The sequence below is a fragment of the Mobilitalea sibirica genome (assembly GCF_015999265.1).
In the GTDB taxonomy this organism is placed as follows: domain Bacteria; phylum Bacillota; class Clostridia; order Lachnospirales; family Lachnospiraceae; genus Mobilitalea; species Mobilitalea sibirica.
On the sequence record NZ_JAEAGR010000003.1, the window covers coordinates 350,087 to 359,626 of the forward strand.

At 35.2% G+C, this 9,540-nt stretch carries 8 protein-coding genes, 1 rRNA gene and 1 pseudogene; all 10 read left to right on the plus strand.

Going from position 1 to position 9,540, the window contains the following annotated elements:
- The first annotated feature begins 107 nt into the window (after window positions 1-107).
- Window positions 108-569, plus strand: coding sequence for a GNAT family N-acetyltransferase (locus I5677_RS05150; protein WP_197660500.1), 462 nt, complete (start codon window positions 108-110; stop codon window positions 567-569).
- Between the two features lie 495 nt (window positions 570-1,064).
- The gene (locus tag I5677_RS05155; protein WP_197660501.1) at window positions 1,065-1,847 is read left to right on the plus strand and encodes a hypothetical protein; all 783 of its coding nucleotides are present in this window, start codon (window positions 1,065-1,067) and stop codon (window positions 1,845-1,847) included.
- A 312-nt stretch (window positions 1,848-2,159) separates the two neighbouring features.
- A complete protein-coding gene (locus I5677_RS05160; RefSeq protein ID WP_197660502.1) occupies window positions 2,160-3,026 on the plus strand; it encodes a GNAT family N-acetyltransferase in 867 nt (288 codons plus the stop codon).
- Between the two features lie 250 nt (window positions 3,027-3,276).
- Window positions 3,277-4,266, plus strand: coding sequence for a Gfo/Idh/MocA family protein (locus I5677_RS05165; protein ID WP_197660503.1), 990 nt, complete (start codon window positions 3,277-3,279; stop codon window positions 4,264-4,266).
- Between the two features lie 140 nt (window positions 4,267-4,406).
- A complete protein-coding gene (locus I5677_RS05170; protein WP_197660504.1) occupies window positions 4,407-4,964 on the plus strand; it encodes a hypothetical protein in 558 nt (185 codons plus the stop codon).
- An 81-nt stretch (window positions 4,965-5,045) separates the two neighbouring features.
- Window positions 5,046-5,723: a response regulator transcription factor gene (locus I5677_RS05175; RefSeq protein WP_197660505.1), complete on the plus strand. Its 678-nt coding sequence runs from the start codon at window positions 5,046-5,048 to the stop codon at window positions 5,721-5,723.
- Complete coding sequence (locus tag I5677_RS05180; protein ID WP_197660506.1) at window positions 5,720-7,237, plus strand: sensor histidine kinase; 1,518 nt, start codon at window positions 5,720-5,722, stop codon at window positions 7,235-7,237. Before I5677_RS05175 ends, I5677_RS05180 begins: the two co-directional genes overlap by 4 nt.
- Before the next feature lie 481 nt (window positions 7,238-7,718).
- Window positions 7,719-8,435 carry a hypothetical protein gene (locus I5677_RS05185; protein ID WP_197660507.1) on the plus strand — a complete coding sequence of 239 codons (717 nt, stop codon included), beginning with the start codon at window positions 7,719-7,721 and terminating at the stop codon, window positions 8,433-8,435.
- Window positions 8,436-8,515: 80 nt separating this feature from the next.
- A pseudogene (locus I5677_RS05190) lies at window positions 8,516-8,833 on the plus strand (PH domain-containing protein); the annotation flags it as partial.
- Between the two features lie 480 nt (window positions 8,834-9,313).
- Window positions 9,314-9,540 (plus strand): 16S ribosomal RNA (locus tag I5677_RS05195); the annotation flags it as partial.

Here is a 9,540-nt window from a genome sequence, read left to right on the forward strand (position 1 = left end):
CGATATACTTTTTGAGATGTAGGAATATTTAGATATGACGATAAGGATAAGTTATGAGGGTTTACTTTTGTAAGCTAAATTGAAAATAGAAAGAGCAGGTATTTAGTATGAGTTATGAAATAATTGCAGTCAGGGAAAAACCTGAATATTTAGAAAAAGCAGTTGATTATTTTTCGACGAAGTGGGGTATTGAAAGAATTATATATGAAGATTGTATCTCCAACAGTTTAAAAACGGAGAGTAAACTTCCCCGCTGGTATCTGATGCTAAAAGATAATCAAATTATAGGAAGTTACGGATTAATTACGAATGATTTTGTCAGTAGACAGGATTTATCTCCCTATTTATGCGCTTTGTATATCGAAGAAAGTGAACGAGGTAAGGAATTGGGATCTCAGCTGTTACATCACGCAAGATTTGAGGCGAAGAAGCTGGGGTTTTCTAAGGTATATCTGTGTACGGACCATATCGGATACTATGAACGCTATGGATGGACTTATATCGGTGCCGGATATCACCCTTGGGGAGAGATATCAAGAATATATGAATGCGATAGTTTAAGTGAATAATCTGCAAGAAAATCTATTCAAACTCATACTGGCAGGTCTCTATGAAAATAGAGTGGGTTTATCTGTGATAGAATAAATCTTATCTGTCAGCTGTTTAGTAGAAATAGAATATTTATAATTTGCTAATGAAATAGGATGTTACTATGCTGCTTTATCTCAAGGTTTCAGCTTTAAGGGATGTTCGCCAGCGTAGGTGACGTCCTATTTTTTCGTGTTGACTAGACAAAGAGCAACTAACAATCCTATTCCATTAATTAACATGCAAATTGTGATAAAATACGGGAACTCAAATCTGTATCATTGCGTCTAATTTTTATAAAGGACATGGAAAGGAGGTAATAATGTTATTCTCTTTCGGTACCAAAAGAGAATACATAATAAGAGTTACAAAAGAAGATGATAATTTAATTAAGTAATTTAGAATAATAATTCTTTTGGAAGAAGAATGAATGAAACTATGAAATATATAGAATGTAAAATCAGGAGGAAGATGAAATGTTAAAATCAAAATTAATGAAGTCATTTGCAATAGGATTATGCTTATCAGCATTATATACAGGAACAGCTTTTGCGCAATCCGGTGAGGGATCCATGCCCAGTAGGGGAGAGATAGCGGCTATCGATCAAAATCTAATTGAAAAACAAAGTGAAATCGATATCTATCTGTTCAAAGAGCACGTGAAGGATATTGAAGAAAGAGGCTTTGAAGTGGTTTTCACAGGCATTGCTGATCCTTTTATTGAGATAGGTATTACCCCTTATAGTGAAGAGAACGCGAACTATCTTTACGAAATCTTTGGTAAGGATGCGGTTCAAGTAGTCGCTGCAGAAGATGTTATGTTGTATACAACACAGATAGCTCCGGATGCAGGTGTAGACAACACGATGTCAGAGCCGAGAACAATCGATGCAGTTATAGATCCGGCTCCTGACACACCGGTATCCAGTGCAGCCGGAGAGGATATGGCGACTGAAGATTTGCTGAAAGATCAGATGATAAATGACGAACGTGAAGTTCAAATCCAGATTACTTCTGCAGAGGACGGTAATCTTGAAGATCCTTCCGTTATTTATCAAACCACTGCTGTGGACACTATCGAATCCGACGATGTGATCCGCACAGTATCTGCAGAAACAAATGTAATTACAGGTAACCCAGAGGAAGAGAGTACAGCGAATATGCTTTCTGCACCGATTATTATATTGTTGATTGCCGGCGGAGCAGCTATGATTGGTGGAGTTATCATTATATCGAATAAGAAAAAAATAGAAAGATAAGATAACCTGAGTATAATATCTTAGATTCATTAAGGTGCGGTTATCAGTTAGATAGGAGATTAATAACTCATTCTGATTGATAACTGCCTTTTTTGTATAAAGGTTTATAAAGCGTATTGGATATATTTACAATACCAGGTTGTAAATTAATGTAAGTAGGTTTATAATGAAATAGCAAACATGACAAGCACATAACACTCATAAGGTAAAAATTTTAGGTCTTTGCCCGTGTATAAGTTTAAAATGGTAAAGAAGGGGAAAATTAATAGGAAAGAAGTCTGACCAGTGACCAAGCAGAAAGAAGGAAATTATATGGTAGTGAAAGTCTTTGATAGTGCCAAGGATTATTTAAATGCATATGAAGAGGTTTTGTTAGAACAGGAAGCAGTCAGCCAGCTCATTCTTTATAATGCCCACAATAATCTGCATGTAATTGCATCAGAAAATTGTATGTTTGGAGTAGTACTAGATGATGAGAAAGTACCCCTATTACATTTTAGCAATGTTACACCAAAGAATATGGCTATATATGCGGGAAGTATAGATAAAGAAAGGTTAGAAACAGCAACTGTTTTACTGGCAAAATATTTAAGTGATAACCATATTTCTTTAACAGGACTCAACGCTAGATTTGATATATGCCAAAGTTTTCTTGGGGAGTATGTAAAGATGGTTAAATGTACTTTTGTTGAGAAACTGGGAATGGATATTATGGAAGTCAGGGAGGTCAATGATATAAAACCGGTAGAAGGTGTCCATCGGACGGCTTCAATGGAGGAAGTCAAATTAATCGCTGACTGGATGGTGCAATTTCAAATAGAAGCTTTGGCAAATGAGATTAATTACGAAGCTGCATTGGAAAAGACAAAGAGATATATAGAGGATGGAAGGGTTTATATATATGAAAATATGGAACAAAAGGTGGTGTCAATGGCAATAGCTACCAGACAGCTTATGCATGGGGTAGCGATTAGTTATGTATTTACACCGGAAGATCACAGGGGAACGGGTTATGCAGCCGCCAATATTTATTACATGAGTAAAGATCTATTAGAAAAGGGAAATGAATTTTGTACCTTGTTTGTAGATAAAAAGAACGTGATCTCAATCCGTGCTTATGAAAAAGTGGGATATCATATTCTGGAAGACAATTATGAATATCAAATATTATATGCATAGCATTGTTAAGGCGTTATATCAACTATATTACATATTACGCCTAAAAAGGATGTATTGCTTACCGGTTAGTAAAGGGAAAGGGCTTCTGGCAAAATGATACTTAGTTGCCAAAAGCCTTATTATTTTTTCATGTTAATGTTTTGTTTCATGTTATGTATACTTGCTTTTCACTATATACAATAGTAAAATAATATAAAGAAACAATTGGTATATGTAGTAAAATTATAAAGAATGTAAGGAAGGTAATCTTATGAATAAAATCAAATGGGGTATAATCGGAACAGGTTGGATATCAACAATGTTCGCAACAGCATTAAGTTCAATTGAGAATACAGAGATGGCAGCAGTGGCTTCCAGAGATTTGGGCCGTGCAAAAGATTTTGCTGAGAAGTTTAAGATAAAAAAGGCCTATGGAAGTTACGAAGAGTTGGTGAAGGATCCGGATGTTGATGTTGTATATATCGGAACACCTCATTCTGAACACAAAGATAACGCAGCTATGAGTATACAAAACGGTAAGGCGGTCTTGTGTGAAAAACCGATTACCTTAAATCAGAAGGAAACACAGTATTTAATCTCTTTGGCTAAGGAACATAAGGTGTTTTTGATGGAAGCCATGTGGACGAAATTCCTTCCGGCGACCCGAAAGGTAAAAAGCTGGCTGAAGGATAAAAGAATCGGCGAGGTACAACATTACAAAGTATCCTTTGGATATTATACAAAATTTGATATTAACAGCCGTCTTTTTAATCCGGACATTGCAGGAGGAGCGCTTCTTGATGTGGGTATTTATCCGATTACGTATGTAACACATATGATGGAGAAGCTTCCGGACCAAATCATCAGCAGTGCAGTGATCGGTAAAAGTAATGTGGATGAGCAAAATGTTATTATTTTTAAATATAAGGAAGGTATCTTGGCAGATTTAAGCTCATCAGTAGCAGTAAATACCGGAAAAGATGCGGTTATCGTAGGAGATAAGGGTAAAATTGTGGTACCAAACTTTTGGATGGCAGAAACTGCGATGCTTTATGATGCAGAAAATAATCTGGTGGAGTCTTTTTCGGAACCCTTTGCCGTAAACGGTTATGTGTATGAAGCGGAGGAAGTTAACCGCTGTTTAAGGGAAGGGAAGCTGGAAAGTGAGGTTGTACCTTTAAAGGATACTCTGGATATTATGAAAATCATGGATGAAATTAGAGCGGATTGGGGACTAACCTATCCACAGGAACGTGGTTAATAAACACGAAGAAAAATTTCGACTCCTCATTAGGAAAAAGAGGCATTATAGGATAACACCGATATTATTTCTTATTAATGAAAAATGATTTTAAAGTACGATAAAAATTCACAGAACATGGTGTTTCTGGGAGGATAACTATGAAAGATAATGAATATAAGGTATCCGGATATAGCTTTACAGATATCAAAGAGTATAAGGAAGCCAAAAGGGAAGCCGAAACCATAGAATACATTCGGGCAAATACGGATTTGAACGACCGTAATAAGGTTCTCAAGCTTTATCATAAGCTAGTAGAACGGCAAACTTTGAAGACTGTGGTGGGATATGGCTTCTTAAAAGAACTTCAGAATAAAATTCTAAAAGAAGGAATTATTGGTGAGGATAAGCTTCCCGACATAAAAGTTGTTAAGGAAGAAAAGAAGATTTTTGGGAAAGTATACAAAAACCAATTGGAACATACCCAAGAGAATAAATACAGAATTTTATCGGAGGAATATCGGATTAGGCATAGAAACTCCAGAATTATCAACCTATTCTTGATTTTAATCATAGCAATCATGATTGGCATCGCCATATTCAGTAACCGTAACGTCTTTCAAAAGTATGAAGAAAAAATTATTGATAAATATGCAGCCTGGGAAGAAGAATTAGACGCAAGAGAACAAGCGTTAAGAGAAAGAGAAGAGGACGAATAATTTAATATATTATTTTCACAATTCTTTCATATTATAGTGTTACAATAGGATAAAAATTCTGATTACAGATGGAGGTGCCAAATGGAAAAGCTGAAAATATTAGTAGTAGATGATGAAAGTAGAATGAGAAAGCTTGTAAAAGACTTTTTGGTACGAAAAAACTATGATGTGATTGAGGCGGAAAATGGAGAAGAGGCAATCGATACTTATTTTTCTAATAAAGATATCGCATTGATCATATTGGATATCATGATGCCAAAGCTGGATGGATGGCAGGTATGCAGAGAAATCCGACAATACTCAAAGGTTCCGATTATTATGTTGACAGCTAAAGGTGATGAAAAGGATGAGTTATTGGGATTTGAACTGGGCGTGGATGAGTATATCTCAAAACCTTTTAGTCCTAAAATACTGGTAGCCCGAGTTGAGGCTGTACTTAGAAGAACGTCTGCAACTGACATGGATGTGATTGAAATTGGAGGTATCGTTCTTGATAAAGCAGCTCATCAGGTTAAGATTGATGGGGAAAATGTTGATTTGAGTTTCAAAGAATTTGAATTACTAACTTATTTTGTTGTGAATAAAGGCGTTGCCTTATCAAGGGAAAAGATACTAAACAATGTATGGAACTATGATTATTTCGGAGATGCTAGAACCATTGACACCCATGTTAAGAAGCTGAGAAGTAAGATGGGACAAAAAGGAGATTATATTAAAACTATCTGGGGTTTGGGTTATAAATTTGAGGTGGATTCATGAAGCACTCCATAAGAGTTAAAATCACATTCTTATTGATTGCACTGATCGTATTTACGATATTTTTAATCTGGTTTATTAACCGTACATTTTTAGATGATTATTATCTGCGTACGAAAAAAGATAATTTAAATGAAGCGTATTATAAAATACAAAGCATCTATAATTCAAATGAGGGACTGCTTTATCTGTCAGATGATAATACAGAGAAAATGGAACGGTTGGCTTCTAACTACGATGTTAATATCAGTGTATTTATGAGTTATACTAATCAATTGTTTTCCTTAATCTATCCGGAACCCGGTAATATCGGGAAAAGGGAATCCTCTCAGAAGGATTTACTATTAATGGAATATCTATTACCCGGTTCGAATTCTATGATCAAATATAGAAAGCTGATTCATGATTCCGAGGATTATGGGATATTTACTCTTTATGACAGTCAGCTGGATGCGAAATACATTGATCTGTTCGGCTATCTGGGTAATGGTAAGACGATCATTATGCGTTCAAATTTTGAAAGCATCGAGGATAGTATTGTAATAGCGAATAAATTTCTGGCTTACATTGGATTATTGTCCGTGTTGATTGGGATTGCAGTCATGTTGATTATTAGCAAACAATTCACAAAACCAATACTTGAACTTTCAGGTATTGCTAAGAAAATGTCTGAGTTAGATTTTGATGTAAAGTATCACGTGAAGTCCAAGGATGAAATCGGAGAACTTGGACATAGCATCAATGCCCTATCGGATAAATTAGAGACTACCATATCTGAACTAAAGCAAGCGAACAATGAGCTTTTAACTGATATTCAGAAGAAAACAGAGATTGATGAGATGAGGAAGGAGTTTTTATCCAATGTATCTCATGAATTAAAAACGCCTCTATCATTGATACAGGGTTATGCGGAAGGTTTGAAAGAAAACATTCATGAGGATGATGAGGCCGGCCGTGATTTTTACTGTGAAGTCATTATGGATGAAGCGGATAAAATGAACAAGATGGTGAAAAAGCTGTTAACCTTAAATGAGCTTGAGTTTGGTAATAACCAGGTGAATTTTGAACGATTTGATATAGTTGCTCTCATTTCCTCTGTTATAGAGACATCAGAGATATTATTCAAGCAAAAAGGGATAACAGTACGCTTTGAAAAGCAGGAACCGATCTATGTATGGGCAGATGAGTTCTTAGTAGAACAGGTGGTTACAAATTATATAAGTAACGCAATTCATTATGTCAGTGACCCGAATATCATAGAAATCAAGTTGATACACATGGAGAATGTAATAAGGATAGCGGTATTTAATACCGGTGATAATATTCCGGAAGAAGAACTGGATAAGATATGGGTCAAGTTTTATAAGATAGACAAGGCCCGAACCAGAGAATACGGAGGCAACGGAATTGGATTATCCATAGTAAAAGCAATCATGAATTCATTAAATAAGGAATGCGGAGTCATTAACCGTCAGGCTGGAGTGGAATTCTGGTTTGAGCTGGATACTAAGATTTAGTATCGACGAAACATTAATATAGAGTAATTATAGGCTTCTTGTGTTTGTTGTTTGACAGATCAGGAAGCCTTCATTATTGTGGCGCAACTTTTTAATCAAATATATTGAGCAATATATATGAAAAGAATGGTTTAGAGATAGTAGAAGTAGAATGTTGTAAAGATTATGTCGCTTGTACGAATACTCCCGACATTAGTTTTTCACAGAATATAGGATATTTAAAAGGTAAAGTTTTCTGATGATTCTCGAGACATGCAAATAATATTCAGATATGCTATCGGAAATTATACTCATAATAATATTGTTCATTAATAAGATTATCCAAGTATATGTATACCCATGGAAAAAGGGATGTTTTACTAATTGTAACGTTTATTTTTGTTGCCGAATAACGTAAATAGTGTTAAGATGATATCTGTAGTATCTTGTATTATTTCGTAAGGTTGTTATGAACATCAGTGAGAAATGGGGGCATCTACAAATGAGAAAACTGGGTTTATTGATTATGCTGATAACCGTGCTGTCATTAACAGGATGTATAAAGAAGTATCAATTGTCAGAGCAGGGTAGTGAAGTAGCTGCGGAATATATGGCAGGATTAATATTAAAACAGGATGAGGATTATAAATCGTCGTTACCCTCATATAATGAATTGGAAAAGCTTAAAGAGGAAGAGGTTGATACCAAGGAAGAGGAAAATGTATCTCCGACACCAACTCCTGTCTTAGAAGATAGTAATGTAAGCGATCAAAATACCAATGAGAAAGATAGTGTAGCTGACACTTATACTTTAGCTGAAGTAACAGGCCTGACTGATGTCGATATAAAATATATCGGATATAAACTATCGGAATATTATCCGGAGGATTTAACCAATGCATATTTTTCATTGACTCCTAGAGAAGGGAATCAATTACTGGTTGTTTCATTTTTAATTGAGAATAAATCACAGGATCTAAAGAGAATTGATTTAAGTAAATCAAAAATCACATATCAATTAGATATTAATGTTGGTTCTATCTTTAAACCATTACTAACACTGCTGGAAAACGACTTGCAGTATCTGGACATATCAATGAAAGCAGGTGCCAAAGAAGAGGTTCTTCTTATTTATGAAGTATCTAAGGATATTGACATGACAGATATTAACTTAATTGCATCCAAAGATAATAAGACAGAAATCATTAAAATCAAATAATATAAAGGGGTCGGGATATGAACTTTGTAGAAAGAAAACGAACAAAATTATTTGGATAACCGTTAAGCTTCACAAAATATTCCATATCGGAAGAAAAGCTTACGATTACAACCGGATTCTTAAGTATTACAGAAGATGATGCTTTCATGTATAAGATTCAGGATGTCAGATTAACCAGAAGCTTAACCGAGCGAATGTTTAAATTAGGGACAATCATATGTTACACAGGCGATACGACTCATCCCGAATTGGTGTTATATCATATTAAAAATGCAAGCAAAATAAAAGATTTTATAATGCTTTCATCGGAAGAAGCCAGAAGAAAGAGGAGAGCCCTTCATACCTTAAACATAGATGCAGAGGAATTAGAGGAAGTGGGATTGGAAGAAATAAACTAATGAAATTATACGGTTTGGCTCTTGACAATATTCGTTTCTTTATGTAAAATAAAAATCCGCCGTTGAGGAGCGACCACAGAATTTCAAGATATAAAATATATATAAAATAAGTGGTTGACATAAAACGACGGTCATGATATACTAAAAAAGTTGACGGCAAAACGAAGCGTGTCAGCAAAGTATCATAAAGATATAATAAATAATTAAATGAACCTTGATAATTGAACAGTGAAACAACCCTGAAAATTCTAAAAATATGGAGTTATCACATGGCTCCAAAAATAGATTTTCATTATAAGTATTAGTGTCTCGTCAGAGACGATAATACTTTACGAACCGTATTTGGTATTGAGTAATCAATAACAGATACACCACAAAAACAGTAAAGATAACAGGATTGCTTGAACAACCATTAGGTTGTAACGATTAATCAGAATTGATTAATCAAGGCTAGAGTTTATCTGACTGGTTCAAACACTTAAACATGAGAGTTTGATCCTGGCTCAGGATGAACGCTGGCGGCGTGCCTAACACATGCAAGTCGAACGGAGTTATTATTATGAAGTTTTCGGATGGAATGATAATAACTTAGTGGCGGACGGGTGAGTAACGCGTGGGTAACCTGCCTCATACAGGGGGATAACAGCTGGAAACGGCTGCTAACACCGCATAAGCATACAGCATCGCATGATGCAGTGTGAAAATAT

What these genes read in the sequence shown, in the direction of transcription:
- I5677_RS05150 (WP_197660500.1), top strand. Translation starts at nt 108, where the DNA reads ATGAGTTATGAAATAATTGCAGTCAGGGAAAAACCTGAATATTTAGAA.
- I5677_RS05155 (WP_197660501.1), top strand. Translation starts at nt 1,065, where the DNA reads ATGTTAAAATCAAAATTAATGAAGTCATTTGCAATAGGATTATGCTTA.
- I5677_RS05160 (WP_197660502.1), top strand. Translation starts at nt 2,160, where the DNA reads ATGGTAGTGAAAGTCTTTGATAGTGCCAAGGATTATTTAAATGCATAT.
- I5677_RS05165 (WP_197660503.1), top strand. Translation starts at nt 3,277, where the DNA reads ATGAATAAAATCAAATGGGGTATAATCGGAACAGGTTGGATATCAACA.
- I5677_RS05170 (WP_197660504.1), top strand. Translation starts at nt 4,407, where the DNA reads ATGAAAGATAATGAATATAAGGTATCCGGATATAGCTTTACAGATATC.
- I5677_RS05175 (WP_197660505.1), top strand. Translation starts at nt 5,046, where the DNA reads ATGGAAAAGCTGAAAATATTAGTAGTAGATGATGAAAGTAGAATGAGA.
- I5677_RS05180 (WP_197660506.1), top strand. Translation starts at nt 5,720, where the DNA reads ATGAAGCACTCCATAAGAGTTAAAATCACATTCTTATTGATTGCACTG.
- I5677_RS05185 (WP_197660507.1), top strand. Translation starts at nt 7,719, where the DNA reads ATGAGAAAACTGGGTTTATTGATTATGCTGATAACCGTGCTGTCATTA.